At 74.1% G+C, this 18,835-nt stretch carries 14 protein-coding genes; 6 read left to right on the plus strand and 8 right to left on the minus strand.

What is annotated here, in order from left to right; genetic code table 11:
• The first annotated feature begins 8 nt into the window (after positions 1–8).
• From WCD58_RS26815 to WCD58_RS26830, 4 genes are read left to right on the plus strand one after another with little or no spacing between them, the layout of a single operon-like run.
• Positions 9–6,149, plus strand: coding sequence for a hypothetical protein (locus WCD58_RS26815; RefSeq protein WP_337706163.1), 6,141 nt, complete (start codon positions 9–11; stop codon positions 6,147–6,149).
• Positions 6,150–6,174: 25 nt separating this feature from the next.
• Entirely contained in the window at positions 6,175–8,103 is a 1,929-nt protein-coding gene (locus tag WCD58_RS26820) for an FHA domain-containing protein (protein WP_337706164.1), read from the plus strand.
• 5 nt (positions 8,104–8,108) lie between these two features.
• Positions 8,109–8,594 (plus strand): CBS domain-containing protein, encoded by a 486-nt coding sequence (locus tag WCD58_RS26825; protein ID WP_337706165.1) that lies wholly within the window; start codon positions 8,109–8,111, stop codon positions 8,592–8,594.
• Positions 8,587–9,411 (plus strand): FHA domain-containing protein, encoded by an 825-nt coding sequence (locus tag WCD58_RS26830; RefSeq protein ID WP_337706166.1) that lies wholly within the window; start codon positions 8,587–8,589, stop codon positions 9,409–9,411. The genes WCD58_RS26825 and WCD58_RS26830 overlap by 8 nt, the downstream gene beginning before the upstream one ends.
• Here the strand turns inward: WCD58_RS26830 and WCD58_RS26835 are convergent.
• The 4 genes from WCD58_RS26835 to WCD58_RS26850 form a co-directional block, all read right to left on the minus strand.
• Positions 9,408–9,971: a TIGR03086 family metal-binding protein gene (locus tag WCD58_RS26835; protein WP_337706167.1), complete on the minus strand. Its 564-nt coding sequence runs from the start codon at positions 9,969–9,971 to the stop codon at positions 9,408–9,410. The genes WCD58_RS26830 and WCD58_RS26835 overlap by 4 nt on opposite strands.
• 39 nt (positions 9,972–10,010) lie before the next feature.
• Complete coding sequence (gene der, locus WCD58_RS26840) at positions 10,011–11,399, minus strand: ribosome biogenesis GTPase Der (protein WP_373696293.1); 1,389 nt, start codon at positions 11,397–11,399, stop codon at positions 10,011–10,013.
• A 24-nt stretch (positions 11,400–11,423) separates the two neighbouring features.
• A complete protein-coding gene (cmk, locus tag WCD58_RS26845; protein ID WP_337706169.1) occupies positions 11,424–12,179 on the minus strand; it encodes a (d)CMP kinase in 756 nt (251 codons plus the stop codon).
• Between the two features lie 140 nt (positions 12,180–12,319).
• The gene (locus tag WCD58_RS26850; RefSeq protein WP_337706170.1) at positions 12,320–13,072 is read right to left on the minus strand and encodes a pseudouridine synthase; all 753 of its coding nucleotides are present in this window, start codon (positions 13,070–13,072) and stop codon (positions 12,320–12,322) included.
• 109 nt (positions 13,073–13,181) lie between these two features.
• On the opposite strand from WCD58_RS26850, the gene WCD58_RS26855 reads away from it, so the two are divergent.
• Entirely contained in the window at positions 13,182–13,571 is a 390-nt protein-coding gene (locus WCD58_RS26855) for a hypothetical protein (protein ID WP_337706171.1), read from the plus strand.
• On the opposite strand, the gene WCD58_RS26860 is transcribed toward WCD58_RS26855, so the two are convergent.
• The 4 genes from WCD58_RS26860 to WCD58_RS26875 are packed head-to-tail and all read right to left on the minus strand — an operon-like array spanning position 13,568 to position 17,328.
• Positions 13,568–15,043, minus strand: a complete 1,476-nt coding sequence (locus WCD58_RS26860; RefSeq protein WP_337706172.1) for a carboxylesterase/lipase family protein — start codon at positions 15,041–15,043, stop codon at positions 13,568–13,570. The genes WCD58_RS26855 and WCD58_RS26860 overlap by 4 nt on opposite strands.
• The gene (gene scpB / locus WCD58_RS26865; RefSeq protein WP_337706173.1) at positions 15,036–15,617 is read right to left on the minus strand and encodes an SMC-Scp complex subunit ScpB; all 582 of its coding nucleotides are present in this window, start codon (positions 15,615–15,617) and stop codon (positions 15,036–15,038) included. The genes WCD58_RS26860 and scpB overlap by 8 nt, the downstream gene beginning before the upstream one ends.
• Positions 15,614–16,423, minus strand: a complete 810-nt coding sequence (locus WCD58_RS26870) for a segregation and condensation protein A (protein WP_337706174.1) — start codon at positions 16,421–16,423, stop codon at positions 15,614–15,616. The genes scpB and WCD58_RS26870 overlap by 4 nt, the downstream gene beginning before the upstream one ends.
• Entirely contained in the window at positions 16,420–17,328 is a 909-nt protein-coding gene (locus tag WCD58_RS26875) for a ParA family protein (RefSeq protein ID WP_337706175.1), read from the minus strand. Before WCD58_RS26875 ends, WCD58_RS26870 begins: the two co-directional genes overlap by 4 nt.
• 251 nt (positions 17,329–17,579) lie before the next feature.
• Here WCD58_RS26875 and WCD58_RS26880 point away from each other — a divergent pair, with 251 nt between their 5' ends.
• Complete coding sequence (locus tag WCD58_RS26880; protein ID WP_337706176.1) at positions 17,580–18,809, plus strand: MFS transporter; 1,230 nt, start codon at positions 17,580–17,582, stop codon at positions 18,807–18,809.
• Positions 18,810–18,835 lie beyond the last annotated feature (26 nt).

Raw genomic sequence — 18,835 nt, forward strand, 5'->3', positions numbered from 1 at the left:
AGCCTCCCGTGACCGAGACACCCCTGCGCAGCGCGATCGCCCGCCTCGCCACCGACGGCGAGTTCGCCCGCGCGGTCCGCGAGCTCCCCGACCGCGTCGCCGCCGACCACGGGCTGTCCGCCGAGGACATGACCACCCTGTCCGCACTCGTCGTCGACGACACCCGGCGCTCGCCGCAACGTCTCGAGGAACGCCTGTCCCGGTCGGCGCTGTTCTTCGGCGGCGACCTGCACAGCGGCGACTCCGGGGGTGACTCGGGCGGTGACTCGGGCGGCGACTCCGGGAGTGACTCGGGCGGCGACCCGGGCAGCTCCGACTCCAGCTCCGACTCCGACTCGGAGTCGGAGTCCGACTCGGGTTCCGACTCCGACTCGGGTTCCGACTCCGGCGACGACTCGAGTGCGGACTCCACAGCGGACGACGACTCGGGCTCCTCCGGTTCCGACAGCGACACCGACAGCGACAGCGACAGCGACAGCGACAGCGACGCCGACTCGACCTCCGACTCCGCCACGACACCCGACAGCACCGCCGACAGCACTGACGACAGCACCGACGAGACGGGCGACGCCGGCAGCGGGCGGGCGGGGAGCGAGAGCGACGCGGCCGCATCGGCACCGTCGTCGTCGGCGCCCGCGGAGCCCGGTACCAGTGAGACGCCGTCCGACGACGAGGCCGCATCCGGGCAAGGACCAGAGTCCGAGCCGGCGCCTCTCGCCACGACCGGTGCGCCGGCCACCGACCCCCAGGTCGCCCCGGCCACGACGACGTCGGCCGACGCCCCGGCAGCCGCTCCTCTCGCGACCGCGGTCGGCGCCGGCCCGGTGGCGACGCCGGTCGTCCCCGCGGTGCCCACCGCCGGACCGGGGGACTCAGGCGAGGCGACGTCCTACGCCGACCGGCCCTTCCTCTCCACACGGCCCGGGGTCTTCGTCGATCCCGTCGAGGTCGAGCCGGACGGCACCGAGCGCTCCACCGTGTTCGACCACGGCTTGATCATCAATCGGGTCATCGAGCCCGACGGCACCGGCACCCGCACCGACAGCACCATCGCCTCGATGGGCGACCCCGTCACCGTCTGGACCATCACCCGCCAGCCCGACGGCTCCTGGGTGGAGACCCGGGTCAGCGGCGCGTCGACCTCGACGACACCCGGACCCCTCGGCCGGTTCGAGCCGGTCTCGTACACCTATCAGGCCGACGGCCGCTGGTCCGAGACCGGGGCGCCGACCGAGATCTACCAGACCTCGATCGCCCCGACGGAGCGGATCACCCACCACGCCCTCGACGGCACGGTCACCGGCTACGAGGCGACCTTCCCGGACGGCTCGACCCAGCACTACGACGGTCACGGCAACCTCGTCAGCGGCGGCGGCCCCTCCGGCGACGGCGAGTACGGCTGGGCCATCGCCAAGCCCCCACCCGGAGTCCAGCACACCGCGACCGCGGACGGCGGCTCGACCACGACGGTCACCAACACGAACGGCGACAGCCTCACGACCGTGCGCGACGCCTACGGCCAGGTCGTCCGCGAGACCGTCGAGCCCGGCCCCTTCGCGCCGCCGGCGATGCTCGCCGAGTCCCGCGGCAACCCCTTCCTCCCCGCCGACGCGCAGATGACCGGCGCGATCGGCGGCAAGGACGGCACCCACGGCACGATCGCCACGCTGCCCGACGGCACCACCGTCACCACGATCATCCGCCCCGACGGCAGCGGGGAGCAGGTCAACACCGCTCCCGACGGCACCGTCACCGAGCGCTACGCCCTGCTCCAGGGCCCCGGCCAGGGATGGGTCCGCATCGGCGGGCCCGAAGGGACCTCGGTGTACGGGGCCGGCGGTCTCATGCACTCCGAGCTCGACCGCAGTCTCTGGCGGAACTGGCCCCCCATCGACGCGGACGACACGCAGGTGAGCGTGTTCGGGTCGGACCCACACGTGCCCGGCAGCCCGGCCCACATCGTCATCACCGACACCGACACCCACGATCCCGACGGCGACGTGGTCGTCGTCGAGCGCACGGCCGACTACCAGGGGACCACCGGCACGGTGACCAACGTCGTCACGACGACGACGGTGACGCGTGCGGACGGCTCCACCGCCACCACGGTCACCGACGTCCGCGGCACCACGACCACCTACCGCGACGCCGGCGGCGCCGTGACCGGGCACTACACCCGCGGCGGCGAGGGTGGCGAGAGCGCCTCCGCCACGAGTCAGGCGCCGGCGTCCGCGCCCCAGGGCCTCGTCGCCGACCGGAACATCGCCTTCACCGACGCCGTCCCCGGGATCGCCCTCGAGTCGACATCGGCCGGCGGACGCTTCGTCGAGGTGCACGTCGACGGCAGCCGCACCGAGACGACCGCGGACGGCACGGCCACCACGACCGCCACCACCGCGCCCGACGCCCACGGCTCGCACAGCGGGAGCTCCGGGGTCGCGTATCCGCGGCCCTACCTCTCGCCGCTGCCGGACGCCCACCCGCTCATCCCGACCGTCGACGGGGCCGGGGTCGAGCACTCCCTCGTCTTCATGCCCGACGGCACGCAGCAGGAACGCGCGGTCTCCCCCGACGGGACCGGCACCCGCGTCGACTACTGGCGGGACCCGTACGAGGGCACCGAGACGGTCCTCGGGCGTTGGACCATGGAGCGCCAGCCCGACGGCTCGTGGGTGGAGACACAGGTGGTCAACCACGGCGTCCGGCCCGACGTCGTCACCCACCACACCGACGGTCACTCCGAGCTCGTCCACCATCAGCAGAACGACGAGGGGTTCGCCCGGACCATCCGCACCGCGACCTTCCCGGACGGCCGCACGATCACGACCACGACCGACGTCGTCAGCGTGAACCAGCTCGGTACATCGATGAGGCAGGTGGTCGTCGAGCGGGTTCCGCACGCGGATCACGGCTGGTCGGAGACCCGGACCACGACGTGGGCGGTGGACCCGGGCCACTCCGGCACCGTGACGGAGCACCGGGCACCCGACGGGTCGATCACCGGCCGGACCTTCACCTACGTCGACGGCAGCACGCTGTCGTTCGACGCGCGGGGGCAGCTGGTCGGCGGCTCGGGGCCGGGCCCCGGCGGTCAGGGCGAGAGCGGCTGGGCCTCGTCGAGCCCGCCGGGGACCGGCGACGGGATCCATCAGAACGGCGGCGGCGTCAACCAGATCGCGGGACTCACGACCGCCCACCACGACCCCGACGGCATGTACCTCGGGCGCACGGTCACGTTCCCCACCGGCGCCACCGAGCACTACGACGCGCAGGGGACCCTCGTCGGCGGGTCCTCACCGCTCCCCGGCGGGGGCGAGAGCGCGTGGGGCTCGTCCAGCGCCGACGTGCGGTACAACCAGGCCAACCAGGGCGGGAGCCCGGACACGACGACGCACTACGACCAGACCGGCACGGTCACCGGCTACACGATGACCGAGCCGGACGGGCCGACCCGGCAGTACGACGCGAGCTGGAACCTCGTCGGCGGCTCCACCCCGAACCCGGGTGGGGGCGAGAGCGCGTGGGGTTCGTCCAGCGCGCCGAAGAGCGCCCAGCACGCCGACCGGAACATCGCGTTCGGCGACGCGGCGGGCACGCCGACCGACCAGGACGCCGTGGTCGTCCCCGCGGGCGGGCCGGACGGCGAGCCCGTCGACGTCGTCGACCGCGCCCTTGCCGACTACCCCGGCCGGGTCACCGGGCACGAGGTCGTCAGCGAGTCGGTCCGCGGCACGACCGTCCTCGTCCACCACGAGGACGGGAGCACCACCCAGGTGCTGCGGCAGTACGACCGCACCCACGGAGCCACCTACGACTCCTGGACCGAGCCCGACGGCACGACCGTGCGCCAGAGCTGGCTGCCGACCGGCACGGACGGCGCCATGGAACCGAACCAGACCGTCACCACCCGTCCCGACGGGACCGTCACCACGCTGTCCCTCGGCGGGCGGGTGAGCATCTTCTACCCCTTCACCGAGGTCACCCAGCACCCCGACGGGTCCCGCACGGTGTTCACCTCGTACGGCGACCCCTCGACGCCGAACGACCGTGAGCCCGGGACGATGGAGTACCGCCGCGTGGACACCGACGCCACGGGCCGCACCACGATCACGACGTGGGGCAGCGGGTCCGCCGGCGCGGCGTCGGTCACCGTCGAGGGCCCCGACGGCACCCGCATCGTCGAGTCGGTCCCCGGCGTGATCCGGGGCACGGAGGGCGAGGTCGTCGTCCTGCGCCACCCCGACGGGAGCGCGGAGACCGTCGTCTGGGGCCAGAACGGCTACGACAGCTACGGCACCCCGCGGATGGCGCACTGGTCGACGCCGCCGGAGGTCGGCGGCGATGACGTCGACACGGGTCGCGGCGCCGAGACGGGCTCCCCCGACCGTCCGGTCACGGAGGCCGCCGCGGCCGGACTCGTCGCCGTCCCCGCGGTCACGACATCGACCGCGGCCGTGCTGCCGACGGCCGCGCCCACCGACCCCAACGCGAGCTACCACGGCGGGGTCGTGCGCACCGCCCCGACGACCCATCCCGACGGCACGCAGACCGTCCAGGTCCGCTACGGCGACGGGACCACGGCGGAGATCAGCCGCACGGTCGATCCGACCGGCGTGCGTACCGACACCTGGACCGAGGCCGACGGCACGACCGCGATCCGGACGGCGAGCCCGGACGGTGTCGACGTCACGGTGCGGACCGCGCCCGACGGCACGGTGACCCTCACCGCGGCCGGCGAGCCGTTCGGCTCGGAGACCACCCGGCCGGACGGGACGTGGAGCCAGACCACCTGGGGTCCGTCGGCGGCCCACCCGACCGCGCTGTTCACCACCGTCGACCACCCCGGAGGCGAGACCCGGGTCGAGACGGTCGTGACACCGACCGCGTCCGGCGGTCATCTCGCGACGATCACCTCGTCGGACGGATCCGTCGAGACCGTGCGGGTCACCGTGCGGGACGTGGACAACCCCGACGGCTCGACGACGCGGATCTACACCTTCCCGGACGGCGACACCGACGCCTTCACCACCGACGTCGCCGGACGCGTCGTGCACCACGACTCGCAGCACGCGGACGCCAGCGCGCAGAACTGGGCGCCCCCGGAGATCCCGCCGGACGCACCCGCCACGGGTGCCGTGACCACGGTCGTCGACACCGCCGACGGCCACCGGATCACGACGACGACCGGCCCGGGCGGCGCCGAGACCCGCACCGACCTGTCGCCGGACGGGAGCTGGTCGCGCACCTCGCAGGACGGTCGCGGCGGCACCGGCGAGAGCTACGGCACCGGCGACCTCACGACGCAGGTCTCGACCAGGGACGCCGACGGCTCCTGGCGCAGCGCCACCTACGGCGAGGGCGGCCTGGACTGGGAGATGACCGGCACGGCCGACGGGACCACCACGGAGACCCACTACGAGTCGGACGGGTCGTGGTACTCGGTGGTCAGCCACCCGGACGGGACGCGCACCGAGACGGCCGGCGACTCCGGCGGCCCGGTCGACGGCACCGTCCTCTACGACGCCGACGGCAACGCGGTCACCCACCTCGACGACGGCACCACCATCGTCATGCGCTCGACCCCTGACGGCGGCACGGAGCGCGTCCAGACCTCGCCCGACGGCACGGTCACGACCACGGTCTTCGGCGCGGACGGTGTGGGGACGAGCGACACCGTCGTCCGCCCGGACGGCACGGGCACGCGCACCCATCACCTGGCGGACGACACGAGCCGGGTCGTCCCGATCGTCCGCGGTGGCGACGGCGCGATCGTCGAGCAGCCCGTGCCGACGGCACCGGCAGCACCGACCGCGCCGCCGGTCAGCACCCCGGCACCCGAGCCCGCGACACCCACGGACGTCCCCGTCGAGGAGAACGTCACCCTGCACCGCGGGAACCTGCAGATCTTCCGTTTCCACGACGGGCACATCGAGATCTTCGCGTCGTGGGAGGGCCGCGAGGACGTCGTCGAGATGTCGTTCCCGGCCGGAGCGGACTGGCGCAACACGGTGATCCACGAGAGCCCGAGCACCGAGATCCAGGACGGCGTCGGGACCTACCACTACGAGAAGACCGTCACCTACGCGGACGGCCGCATGCAGAGGGTCGAGTACGGCGGCGTCTCGGCCGTCTGGAGCGACTGGTTCTGATCCCCCGCATCCCCCGGAGACCACCATGCTGTGCCGTTCCTGCCACGTCCACGTCCGCCGCGACTTCCCCTACTGCCTGCGCTGCGGCGCCCTGCGCCCCGGCGCGAGCGTCGCCGAGTTCGCCCCGCCCTCGCTGGTCTACCGGGTGGCGTCGGCCGGGATGCGCGAGCAGCGGGTCACGCTCGACGGGGCGTCGGTGACCCTGGGACGCGACGCCGACAACGACGTCGTCCTCGACGACCCGAGCGTCTCGCGCCACCACGCGACCGTCACGCGCACGGCCGCGGGGTACGTCGTCGAGGACCTCGGCTCCTTCAACGGCACGACGGTCACCCCGCTCACCGGGGCCGAGCAGGAGCTGACGCCGGGCGCGCCGGTCGCGCTCGCCGACCACACCACCGTGCACGTCGGCGACGTCGCGGTGCTGTTCGACCAGCCGCGGTCGGCGGCGATGGGCGACCGGACGCAGGTCAAGGACATCGCGGGCACCGTCCTGGGCAAGACCGCCGACGGCGAGGACGAGCCGCCACCGGCGACGGAGCCGCTCGACGCGGTGCCGCGGCGGCGCAGCGGGTGGGCGCTCAAGCAGGTCGACGCCGAGCACTGGGTGCTGCGCAACACCCGCACCCACGCGTACCTGAGTCTCGACGAGCGCGACGTGTTCCTCTGGCACCGCCTCGACGGCGAGCACTCGATGCGCGACCTGCTCTTCGCCTACCTCGAGGAGTACGGCGAGCTCGCCCTCCCCCGCATCGAGTCGACCGTGCGGGCCCTGCACGACGCCGGCCTCGTCCGCGGCCTGCCCGGGGACGTCGAGGAGCTGACGTTCTGGAAGCGCTTCGGCCGAGCGGTGGTCAAGAACCTCATCCGCGTGGAGCTCTCGGTCAAGCGCCTGGACCCGCTGGCCGAGAAGCTCTACCACGGCTTCGCGTGGCGGTTCTTCACGCTGCCCGCGGTGATCCTGCTGTGGGCGCTCGCGCTCGGCGGGCTCGCCGCCTTCGTCGCGGCCTCGTCGCAGCAGCTGCTCTTCGACTTCGGCGGCGCCGGGATCGTCGGACTCGTCGCCACCCTCGCCGGCTACGTGGTGGCGACGACGATCCACGAGCTCGCCCACGCGCTGGCGGTGAAGTCGTACGGGCGGCGCGTGAACCGCGGCGGCTTCCTGCTGATGATGGGCGTGCCGTTCGCGTTCGTGGACACCTCGGACATGTGGTTCGGGACGTCCTGGTCGCGGATCGTCGTGGCGATCTCCGGGCCGCTGACGACGGTCGGGCTCGCCGGCGGCGCGTCGATCGCCGCGCTCACCGTCCCGGACCCCCGTGCGGCCGGCGTCTGCTTCACCCTCGCGGCCGGGCTCTACCTGAACACCCTGTTCAACCTCATCCCGCTGGTCCCCCTCGACGGCTATCAGGCGCTCGCCGACGCCCTGCGGATGCCCCGGCTCAAGGAGGAGGCCAAGGCCTACTTCACCGGGGGCTTCCTGCGCGACATCCGGGCCCGCCGCCGCCCGGGCCCGAAGCAGGTCGGACTGCTCGTCTTCGGCGTGCTCTCGGCGATCTGCCTCTGGGCGATGATCGTGCTGTCGGTCATGACCTGGAACTCGCGGCTCGGCGGGCTGGCTCGGGAGTACGTCGCCCAGCCCTGGCTGACGATCCTCGTCGTCCTCGTCATCGCCCTGATCATCTTCCCGGTGTGGTTCCCCCGCGTGCGCACGCTCGTGCGCCGACGACGGGAGCGGCGCGCGGCCCGGGCCGTCCCCGCGAACGCCGTGCCCGCCGAGGAGCCTGCCGAGCCGCCCGCGCCGGCCCCGCCCGCGGGCGTCGAGGAGACGATCGCGCCCCGCCGGGCCCGCAGCTCCCCCGCCACGGACGCGACCTGGGTCCCCGAACGGCGGGCCTCCTCCCCCGCCACCGACACGACCTGGGTGCCGCAGCGGCCCCCGGCGTCGCGGTGACCGCCGTGCAGGTCGCGGAGGTCATGACCCGCTTCCCCGCCACGGTGCGCCCGGGGACGACGCTGCACCGGGCCGCGGAGCTGATCGCGGTCTCGGAGGTCGGGCAGCTCATGGTGGTGGACGCCGCGGGCCGGTTCGTCGGCGTCCTCTCCGAGGGCGATCTCGTGCGGGCACTGCTGCCCACCGCGGCGGAGGCGCGGCAGGCCGGCGGCAGCGTGACGGCGGCGTTCGAGGCGTTCCTCGCGAGGACCGGCGACCGCGGCGAGGGGCCCGTCGACCCGCTCGTGCGCACCGACCCGATCACGGTCGGGCCCGGGAGCCACGTCGCCGAGGCCGCCGTGATCATGGTCGACCGCGGGATCCGCCGGCTGCCGGTGGTCGAGGACGGACACCTGGTGGGCACGGTGTCGCGGACCGACGTCTGCCGCGCGGTGCTCGCCCACCCGGTGGCGGTCGAGGTCGGCGACCCACGAGGGAACGGCCGTGGCTGACGACGGGACGCTGCGGCTGCGCGTCATCACCGAGGACGGCGCCGAGACCGAGCACGTCGTCACCCTGCCGGTCGTCCTGGGCCGGGACCCCGACCGCGTCGACCTGGTCCTCTCCGACCGCATGGTCTCCCGCCGTCACGCCCGGCTCGAGTCGGACGACGGTCGGGTCGTGCTCGTCGACCTCGACAGCGCGAACGGCACCTGGCTGGGCGACGAGCCGGTCACGCGGCGGGCGCTCGGGCCCGACGACGTCGTGACGGTCGGGGCGCACACGGTGCGCTGGGTCCCCGAGACGCCGGAGGTCCCGGAGGACCCCGGCCCCGACCTCGGGAGCGCGGGCGGTGTCGTCCTGGACGACGCCGGCCTGCGGTTCCTGCCGCTGGGCGAGCTCCACGCCGGCTGGCGACGGGCCGTGCGACGCCTCGACGCCATCGCCCGGGACGCCGCCCACGACGCCGTCGCCCCGGCGCTCGAGGCGTTCCTCGACGAGGAGCTCGACCGGATCGCCGCGCCGACGACGTCGCTGTGCGCCCCCGGGATGGACGTCGACGGCTACCGGCGGCGCCTGGCGTGGATCCGCGCGCTCCCGGCGCACGCTGCCCGCCGGGACCACGGGACGGCGGCGCTCGAGGCGGAGGACCGGCGCCTGGCCGTCGAGATGGCCGATGCCCTGCGCGACGGACTCGCCGCGTTCGACGAGCACGGCGTCGACGTCGTCCGCATCGGCGCCGACCGGCTGATGGGCGCCCTCAAGAACACGCTCGTGGCCGTCCACCAGGCCGACGCCCGGGCCGCCGAGCCGGGCGTGCCCCGCTAACCGACCGGCTGCGCCGGGTCCCGGCCCGCGAGGGTGAGGACGCGGTCGAGCTCCGAGTCCGCGGGCGCGTGCACCACCGGGCCGTAGAGCCCCTGGCGCTGCTCGTCCGGCGCGTGCTCGAACTGCGTGACGAACTCCGCGACGGCGGCGAGGTCCTCGTCGCGCACGGCGAACTCCGCCCCCATCGACTGCGCGAGGTCCCAGCCGTGCAGGACGAGCTCCTCGAGCGCGACCACGCCGAGCTGGGCGTTCGGCATGGTCAGCCCGCCCGCGCTGCCCTCGCCCTCCCACGCCTCGGGCTGCGACCACGCCTCGGCGAGGCTCGTCAGACGGCCCTGGAGCACCGCGTTCCAGTCGCTCGGCAGGTCCTCCGGCGCCCCGCCCGCCCCGCCCGCGTCGTGGCGGGCGACGCGGATGAAGTGCCCCGCGAAGGCCAGGAGGTGGCCGACGAGGTCGCGCACCCGCCAGTCGCCGCACGGGGTCGGGCGGTCGAGCCGGTCGTCGTCGACGAGCGCGACGACGCGCGCCATCTCCTGCGCGGCGGGGCCGAGATCGAGCACCGGGATCACTCCTCAGGACGGTGAAGTCCTAGGAATGTATCAGCGCTTGCGTCCTCCGCGCTTCCCCTTCTCACGCACGCGCACGTTGATCTGCACGGGCGTGCCGGTCAGCGGGAACGTCTCGCGCAGCATGCGCTCGAGGAAGCGCCGGTAGCCGGCCTCGAGGAAGCCCGAGGTGAACAGCACGAACGTCGGCGGGCGGTTCTGCGCCTGCGTCGCGTACAGGATCTTCGGCTGCTTCCCGCCGCGCACGGGCGGCGGCTTCGCGGCGACGACGTCGGACAACCACTGGTTGAGCTGCCCGGTCGGCACGCGCCGGTCCCAGTTCTCCAGCGCCGTGCGCATGGCCGGCGCGAGCTTCTGCACCGCCCGCCCGGTGCGCGCGGAGATGTTGACCCGCTCGACCCAGGGGAAGCGCACGAGCGCGCGTTCGAGCTCGCGGGTCATGGCGTGGCGGCGGTCCTCGTCGACGAGGTCCCACTTGTTCATCGCCAGCACGAGCGCCCGGCCGGCCTCGGCGACCTGCGAGGCCACGCGGAGGTCCTGCTCGCTGATCGGTTCCGAGGCGTCGAGCAGCAGCACGGTGACCTCGGCGGCCTCGATGGCGGCCTTGGTGCGCAGCGACGCGTAGTACTCGGTGCCCGAGGCCTGGCCGACCTTGCGGCGCAGGCCGGCGGTGTCGACGATCTTCCAGGTCTCGCCGTCGATCTCGACGAGCGAGTCGACGGGGTCGGTGGTGGTGCCGGCGACCGCGTCGACCACCGAGCGGGTCTCGCCCGTGAGCTGGTTGAGCAGGCTCGACTTGCCCACGTTGGGCTTGCCGACCAGCGCGACGCGGCGCGGTCCGGCGTCGAGGTCGACGTCGTCGCGGGGGCTGTCGGGCATCGCGTCGAGCACGATGTCGAGCAGGTCGCCCGACCCGCGGCCGTGCAGGCCCGAGACCGGGTGCGGCTCGCCGAGCCCGAGGCGCCAGAGTGCCGCGATCTCGCCCTCGCCGCGCGAGTCGTCGATCTTGGTGGCGGCCAGGATCACCGGCCGGTCGGAGCGGCGCAGGGTGCGCGCGACGGCCTGGTCGACCGCGGTCGCGCCGACCTGGCCGTCGACCACCAGCAGGATCACGTCCGCCGTGGCCATCGCCGTCTCGGCCTGCGCCGAGATCGCGGCCTGCATGCCCTTGGCGTCGGGCTCCCAGCCACCGGTGTCGAGCAGCGTGAACCGCTTCCCGTTCCACAGGGCGTCGTAGGCGACGCGGTCGCGCGTCACGCCCGAGACGTCCTGGACCACGGCCTCGCGGCGGCCCAGGATGCGGTTGACCAGCGTCGACTTGCCGACGTTGGGGCGCCCGACCACGGCGAGCACCGGTTGTACGGGGGGCGTGTCGACGCCCTCGGAAAAACTGCCCGTTCCTGCGTCGCCCTCGGCGAGCACAGCGGGCCCTTCCTCGTTCAATGTCTATCCCTTGTGAGTGCCGACTCCCGCGTCGGCGAAGCCGACGATCATATCGCGGTCCTCGGCGAGGTCCTGCAGGCGGTCCAGCACGCCCTCGATGTCCAGGGTCGAGGTGTCGACCTCGACCGCGTCGTCCGCCGGCCGCAGCGGCGAGGCCGCGCGGGAGGAGTCCAGCTTGTCGCGCCGGGCGAGGTCGGCGCGGGAGTCGGGGCTGTCGGCCCGGCCCGCGGCGGTGTTCTCCGCGTCGCGACGGCCGGCCCGCACGAGCTCCGAGGCGGTGAGGAACACCTTCAGCCCGGCGTCCGGGAGCACGACCGTGCCGATGTCGCGGCCCTCGACCACGATCCCGGCGCCGTCCTCGAGTGCCTCGGCGGCGATGCGCCGCTGCTCGTCGACGAGGTGGTGGCGCACCGCGGTCAGCGCCGACACCGCGGACACCGCGCCGGTGACCGCCGACCCGCGGATCTCGGCGGCGACGTCCTCGCCGTCGAGGCGCACGCGGGGCTCGGCGGGATCGGTCGACACGGTCACGCGCGCCCCGAGGGCGACCGCGGCGACGTCGTCGCTGCCGTCCGCGCTGGTGGTGGCGACGTCGAGCGGGAGCCCGGAGCGCAGCACCGCGAGCGTGACCGCCCGGTACATGGCGCCGGTGTCGAGGTAGCGGGCGCCGAGCCGGATCGCGAGCCCGCGCGCCGTGGTCGACTTGCCCGTCCCGGAGGGCCCGTCGACGGCGACCACCCCGCGCAGCGTCCCGTCCATGACCCGTGTGCCTCCCGAACGTCGACCATCGTGCGTTCGGAAGACCATTGTGCCCTGGACGGCGCGCGAAATGTCAGCGACGTGGCGTCGCTGACGCTGGATGTCCGTAGCGCCACGCGCTCGCGCGGCTCGACCGCCGGTCAGAGGCCCACGGCGTGGTACAGCGAGGCCACCTCGTCACGGCCGAGCTTGCGCAGCGTGCCCGGACGCTGCTCGCCGAGCCGGACGTCGCCGACGGCGGTGCGCACGAGCCGCTGCACCGGCTTGTCGACGGCCTCGAGCATGCGCCGCACGATGTGCTTGCGGCCCTCGTGGAGCACGACCTCCACCATCACCCGCGCGCCCGACCGGTCGATCACCTTGAAGCTGTCGACGGCGACCGGGCCGTCGTCGAGCTCGACGCCCTCGCGCAGCCGGCGCCCCAGGTCCTTCGCGATCGGGGTCCTGATCTCGGCGAGGTAGGTCTTGGGCACCTCGTACGACGGGTGCATCAGCCGGTTGGCGAGCTCGCCGTCGTTGGTCAGCAGCAGCAGTCCCTCGGTGGCCGCGTCGAGCCGCCCGACGTGGAACAGCCGCTGCCCCTCGGCCTTCTCGAGGACGACGTCGCCGACGCAGCGCCGGCCCTGGTCGTCCCACATCGTCGAGAGCATCCCCTCGGGCTTGTTCAGCGCGAGGTGGACGGTCTCCTGGTCGGTGACGATCCGGGACCCGTCGACGCGGATGACCGCCGTGTCCGGGTCGACGCGGATGCCCATCTCCTTGACGACCTTGCCGTCGACCTCCACGCGGCCGTCCCGCATGAGGATCTCCGCCTGCCGCCGCGACGCCACTCCCGCCTCGGCCAGCACCTTCTGCAGGCGGACCCCTTCTCCGCCGCCCTCGGACCCGCTCACACCGCTCCCTCGCTCGATCGCCTTCTCCAGCCTACGCAGGCCTTCTCGTCACATTCGCGGGCCGTGGCGCGACCACACGGTGAGGACGCCGAACGAGGAGGGCCGCACGATGCTCGGACGCAAGACGTTCACCGCCGAGGAGATCGACCGGGCACGCACCGCGGTGCGCGCGGAGGTCGCGGCGCTGCGGGTGCACGACGACCCCGCGCTCGCGACCGCGCTGCTGCTCGCGCTCGACCGCCGCTTCGTGCACCGCATCCGCGCGGAGTCGGGCAAGGACACGAACCCGGTAACCGAGCTGGAGCTGCTCGCCGAGTCGCTGCTCGACCACGACGGGGTGCTGACCCCGAACAAGGTCATCAGGTACGAGCCCGAGCGCTCGGTGCTGGGCCTGGCGCCGGGTGCGCGCATCTCGCCGGACGCGGACGCCGTCGAGCGCCTCGCCGACGCGTTCCTGACCGAGCTCGCGGTGCGGTTCGGCGAGGTGGCGCCCGTCTAGCGCAGCCCGTCCCAGAGCGCCCGCTCCGGCCCGTCCGGGGTGTCGACGAGGTCGTCGACGGCGTCGAAGCGCCGCGTCGTCGGGGCCGCGGCCGCGTAGGACGGCCAGCCCGGGTCGCCGTCGCAGGCGAACGCCACCCACGCCGTGCGCATTCGCGCGGCGAGCGCGCGGGTCTCCTCGGTGTCGGGGACGGCGAACGCGCCGGTGTCGATGCGGTCGACGGCGTCGAACACGAACGGCAGCTCGCGCCCGTGGCAGGCCCCGACGCCGTCGCCGGAGCCCCACGCGAACTCGTAGCGCCAGGTCCGTCCGGTGTGGGCGTCGGCGAGACGGCGGGTGGGCACGGCGAACATGACGTCGGTGCGGATCGCGTCGTGCAGCCCGGCGGGGGTCGTGCCGCGCTGCGCATCGCGGTACGCGGCGAGCACCCGGTCGGGGTCGGGGTGCAGGCGCGCGACCACGGCGCGGACCTCGTCCTCGCCGGGCGCGGGCAGCCCGAGCGCGGCGCCGACCATCGAGTACAGCGCCATCTCCTCGGCGTTGACGCCCACGAGCAGGTCGACGTCGGCGGCCGCGCCGGCGGCGAGCGCGTCGACCGGCTGGCCGTCGAGCAGGTCGCCGTCGATCACCGGCGCCAGCGGGGAGAGACCCATCAACGGGTCGCGCAGGCCCTGCACGGCGAGGTCCGGCGGGCTCACCGCGAGCGCGCCCACCGCGCCGACGAGCGCGTCGTCCGGCACGTCGACCAGCCCGGCCGGGTCGACGCCGAGGCCGTCGGCGAGCGCCCGCGTCGTCACCGCGGCCTGGGCCGGGGCGAGCACGTGCGACCCGCCGCCGCTCTGCACGATCGCGCGCCGGAACAGGCCGGCCGGGGCGGCGGCGAGCAGGTCGGCGATGCTCAGGGCACCGGCGGACTCGCCGAACACCGTGATGCGGTCGGGGTCGCCGCCGAACGCCGCGGCGTTGTCGCGGACCCAGCGCAGCGCGGCGATCTGGTCGTGCAGCCCGCGGTTGGCGACGACCCCGGGGATCGCGGCGAAGCCGGGCACGCCGAGCCGGTAGTTGATCGCGACGACGACCGCGCCCTGCTGTGCGAGCCGGGTGCCGTCGTAGGCGGTGGCCCGGGACGTGCCGGCGGTGAACGCGCCGCCGTGGACGAAGACCATGATCGGGAGCCGGCCGTCGCCGGTGTCCGGCGTGCGCACGTCCGCGGTCAGGTAGTCGTCGCCGGCGACCCAGCCGGGTCCGGTGACCGGGCTGATGTCCGGCATGCCCGGGCGTGGGCGCAGCTGCGGCGCGGTCGGGCCGTGGCGCGTGGCGTCACGCTCGCCGTCCCAGCTTGCGGGCTCGGGGCGTGCGAAGCGCCGCGCCCCCACGGGTGCGGCGGCGTAGGGCACGCCGAGGAAGGAGGCGACGCCGTCGGCGACCGTGCCCCGGGTGGCGCCACCGGTGGTCCGGCGGATCTCACTCATCGATGTCGTCCACATCCGGCAGCAGGGGCGCGATCGGCGGGAGCTCGTCGATCGACTGCAGACCCAGGCGCTCGAGGAAGAGCTCGGTGGTGCTGTAGAGCGTGCCGCCGCCGACGTCCGTGCCCGCCTCGATGATCAGCCCGCGCGCGGCCAGGGTGCGCATGACGCCGTCGACGTTGACGCCGCGCACGGCCGCGACCCGCGAACGGGTCACCGGCTGGCGGTAGGCCACGACGGCGAGGGTCTCCAGCGCGGCGCGGGTCAGGCGGGTGCGCTGCCCGTCGAGGACGAAGCGCTCGACGTACGGGGCGAAGCGGTCGCGGCTGTAGAGCCGCCAGCCCTCGCCGCCGGCGCGCAGCTCCATGCCGCGCTCGCGCTCGGTGTACTCGGCGGCCAGGCCCTCGAGCGCCTCCTTGACGCGGGCGACGGGCTGGCCGAGGACGTCGGCGAGCTGGTCGGTCGGCGCCGGCGCGTCGACCACCAGCAGCACCGCCTCGAGCGCCGCGACGAGCTCGGTGTCGGACGCGAGGGACTCCTCGATCTCCTCGAGGGGGTCGGTCCCGCCGTCGCTCACTCGTCCTCCCCGGTCGCACTGGCGCTGCCCGCGTCACCCCCGGGCGCCCAGCGGACGCGCAGCTCGGCGAACGCCTCGGGCTGGTCGAGGGCGACGTCGCGGGCCCGGTACAGCTCGAGCACCGCGAGGAAGCGTCCCACGACCTCGATGCCCTCGGAGCAGTCGGCGACGAGCTCGGCGAACGTCGCGTCGCCCCGCTCCCGGAGCCGCCCGGCAAGGATCGTCATCTGCTCGGGCACCGACACCGTCGAGGCGTGCAGGTGGTCCAGGCCGACCGTCGGGGGCGGCTTGGGCCGGAAGACGGCGGCCGCGAGCTCGGCGAAGCCGTCCGCGTCGACCCCCAGCTGGACCGGCGGCAGCATCTCGGCGAACCGCGGCTCGAGGGTGACCGCCCGCGGGTAGCGCATGCGCGCCGCGCCCTCGAGCTCGCGGAACAGCGCCGCGACCTGCTGGTACGCGCGGTACTGCAGCAGGCGCGCGAACAGGACGTCGCGCGCCTCGAGCAGCGCGAGGTCGTCCTCGTCCTCCACCTCGGCCTGGGGCAGCAGCCGGGCGGCCTTGAGGTCGAGCAGGGTCGCCGCCACGACGAGGAAGCCCGTGGTCTCCTCGAGGTCGGCGTCGTCGCCCAGCGCGGCGGTGTAGGCGATGAAGTCGTCGGTGACCCGGCTCAGGGCCACTTCCGTGACGTCGAGCTCGTGACGGCCGATGAGCTGGAGCAGCAGGTCGAAGGGCCCGGTGAAGTTGTCCAGGCTGACCTGGAACCGGGACCGTTCCGGGGCCTCGGATCTCTCCGGCGCGAGCGTCACCGGGCGATGACCTCGCGGGCCAGGGCGCGGTACGCCTCGGCGCCGGTGGAGCGCGAGGCCCACCGGGTGATCGGCTCGCCGGCCACGGTGGTCTCCGGGAAGCGCACGGTGCGGTTGATGACGGCGTCGAAGACGAGCTCGCCGAACGCCTCGACGACGCGGGTCATCACCTCGCGCGTGTGCAGCGTGCGCGGGTCGTACATGGTGGCCAGGATGCCGGTGATCTCCAGCTTGGGGTTCAGCCGGTCCTGCACCTTCTCGATCGTGTCCATCAGCAGGGCGACCCCGCGCAGGCTGAAGAACTCGCACTCCAGCGGGATCAGCACGCCGTCCGCGCAGGCCAGCGCGTTGACCGTCAGCAGACCGAGCGAGGGCTGGCAGTCGACGAGGACGTAGTCGTAGCGGTCGAGCACCGGCCCGATCGTGCGCCCGAGGGTCTGCTCGCGACCGACCTCGGTGACCAGCTGGACCTCGGCGGCCGAGAGGTCGATGTTCGACGGGAGCAGGTCCATCCCCTCGACCGTGGTCGGGCGGATGACGTCGTCGATCGTGACGCCCTTCTCCATGATCAGGTTGTAGATCGTGGTCTCGAGCTGGTGGGGCTGCACGCCGAGGCCCACCGACAGGGCGCCCTGCGGGTCGAAGTCGACCAGCAGCACCCGCCGGCCGTACTCGGCGAGCGCCGCGCCGAGGTTGATCGTGGACGTCGTCTTGCCGACGCCGCCCTTCTGGTTGCACATCGCGAGGACCGTCGCCGGACCGTGCCCGTCGAGAGGCCCGGGGATCGGGACGTGCCGGCGCGGGCGGCCCGGGGGGACCTCGCCGGACGGCTCGACCGCCCCGTCCGCGCCGCCCTCGGGAGGCTGCTCGCCGTGTGACCAGAGGACCGGCTGCGGGTTCGACATCGCGTGTCCCTCCCTCGCGTGCCCGGCCGTGTGCTCGTGCGATCAGCCTAGGAGGCGCGTCGGGCACGCCGTCGCGCGACTCGCCGGGCGTCGTGGGTCACGAGACGCTCTCGTCACCCACGGCCACAGCGGCTGCCCGTTTCCGTCACGATCTCCCGGTGAACGGAAGCTGTGGCGACGCCATGGTGTGACCACTCGCATACTCCGCGCTCACCGTCGACCCGACCCGTCGACCGATGAGGACGTGAACGATGACGACCGAATCCTCGACCGCCACCACGCCACGCGCCGCCCACGCGGGCTGGGTACGCCCGTTGTGCTGGTCGGCCGTGGCCCTGGAGGGCTTCGACCTCGTGGTGCTGGGCGTGGTGCTGCCCGTGCTGCTGCGCGACCCGGGCTGGGACCTCGACCCGGCCGGGGCCTCGGTGGTGGTCACCGTCGGGCTGCTCGGCGTGATGGTCGGCGCGCTGGCCGTCGGGCCGATCGCCGATGTCATCGGACGCCGGGCGACGATGATCGCGACGGTCGCCGGGTTCTCGGTGCTGACGCTCGCGTGCGCGTTCGCACCCAACCCCGAGGTGCTGGGCGTGCTGCGCTTCCTCGCCGGGCTCGGGCTCGGCGGCGTGCTGCCGGTCGCGCTCGCGCTGGTCGCGGAGTACGCCCCCGCGGGCCGGGGCAGCAGCGCCACCACGATCCTCATGACCGGCTACCACGTCGGCGCGGTGGCGACGGCGCTGCTCGGGATCCTGCTGATCCCGTCGCTCGGGTGGCAGTCCATGTTCGTCGCCGGCGCGATCCCGGCCGTGATCCTCTTGCCGCTGATCGTCATGCGCCTGCCCGAGTCCGCGCAGTTCCTGCAGCGGCGGGGCGCGAAGGACTCGAGCTGGCGCCGCGAACGGCGCAACCCGCTCGCGACGCTCTTCCGCGACGGCCTCGCGCGCCCGACGATCGCGTTCTGGATCGCGTCGTTCATGGGCCTGCTGCTCGTCTACGGCCTGAACACCTGGCTGCCCGAGATCATGCGCTCGGCCGGCTACGAGCTCGGTGCCGCGCTGGCCCTGCTGCTCGTGCTCAACATCGGGGCGATCCTCGGGCTCCTGCTCGCCGGCACCGTCGCCAACCGGACCGGCGTGCGCCCGGCGACGATCGCGTGGTTCGCCGCGGCGACGCTGTTCCTCGCGCTGCTGTCGATCCGCCTGCCCGGGATCGGGGTGTACGTGAGCGTGCTGCTCGCCGGCATCTTCGTGTTCTCCGCGCAGGTGCTCGTCTACGCGTACGTGTCGCAGCTCTACCCCGCGGAGGCCCGGGGCACGGCGCTCGGGACGGCCAGCGGCGTCGGGCGGCTCGGCGCGATCGCCGGCCCGATCCTCGGCGGCGCCCTGCTCCAGGCCGGTGTCGCGTACCCCTGGGGCTTCTACGCCTTCGCGGTCGTCGCCGCCCTCGGCGCCGTCGGCGTGGCCCTCGTCGGCCGCGCCCCCTGACCCCTCTGTGAGTGCTTTCCGCCCCT

Source organism: Actinomycetospora flava (assembly GCF_037400335.1).
GTDB classification, from domain to species: Bacteria; Actinomycetota; Actinomycetes; order Mycobacteriales; family Pseudonocardiaceae; genus Actinomycetospora; species Actinomycetospora flava.

What these genes read in the sequence shown, in the direction of transcription:
- WCD58_RS26820 (WP_337706164.1), top strand. Translation starts at nt 6,175, where the DNA reads ATGCTGTGCCGTTCCTGCCACGTCCACGTCCGCCGCGACTTCCCCTAC.
- cmk (WP_337706169.1), bottom strand. Translation starts at nt 12,179, where the DNA reads ATGGACGGGACGCTGCGCGGGGTGGTCGCCGTCGACGGGCCCTCCGGG.
- WCD58_RS26855 (WP_337706171.1), top strand. Translation starts at nt 13,182, where the DNA reads ATGCTCGGACGCAAGACGTTCACCGCCGAGGAGATCGACCGGGCACGC.
- WCD58_RS26860 (WP_337706172.1), bottom strand. Translation starts at nt 15,043, where the DNA reads ATGAGTGAGATCCGCCGGACCACCGGTGGCGCCACCCGGGGCACGGTC.
- WCD58_RS26875 (WP_337706175.1), bottom strand. Translation starts at nt 17,328, where the DNA reads ATGTCGAACCCGCAGCCGGTCCTCTGGTCACACGGCGAGCAGCCTCCC.
- WCD58_RS26880 (WP_337706176.1), top strand. Translation starts at nt 17,580, where the DNA reads ATGACGACCGAATCCTCGACCGCCACCACGCCACGCGCCGCCCACGCG.